At 43.1% G+C, this 605-nt stretch carries 1 pseudogene; it reads left to right on the top strand.

The features are described 5' to 3' along the window. Positions 1 to 52 precede the first annotated feature (52 nt). Positions 53 to 605, top strand: a pseudogene (locus R7E78_RS28240) (site-specific integrase); the annotation flags it as partial.

Raw genomic sequence — 605 nt, 5'->3', positions numbered from 1 at the left:
GCTTTAATTGCTACTATTTGAATAGAGTATTATAGAGACTGGCGGATATTGCATGGCAACCAAGAAAGCAGCTAAATTTCAAGCCTTAGCCAAAGTTGTACCGACAAGGATCAATCTCGGTAGCCATCCGGAGTTTGTTCTGGATGAGCAAGGTGATTATCTGATTAGCTCAATTACATCAGATGTAAAATTACGTGTGGTTAAGTACAAACAAGATGATGTTGTGGAGAGATTCCCACTACTTGTTGCTACCTCTAGGCTTGTGGATATTTTGGAAATGAATCTCTTCTTAATCCATCGTTATATTGGTCAGTACTCAATCAAACGAACTAATATTCCGGAACACAACGGTTTGGGAGAATCAGACCCTACTGGAACCTCAGACCCAGGAACTCGCATCGGCATCGAAACGGTCGAGGCTTCAGCAAAGCACCTAGCGGCGTTCTTACGTTGGCTTATCGACCATGAAGTTAATTGGACTGAGTCTTTGTCCGAGCCTTTAAATGACCGCATTCCGAGTTTGGAGTCTTTGCCAATCTGGCGATTCCGTAGAGGCTTAATAGATAAAGTGGAATCCGGTCAGCTTTCCTATGGTTATGCGAGTA

It is taken from the genome of Vibrio sp. YT-19(2023), from assembly GCF_033337395.1.
Note: the sequence above shows the minus strand (reverse complement) of the source record. Positions and strands in the feature narration are given on the sequence as shown.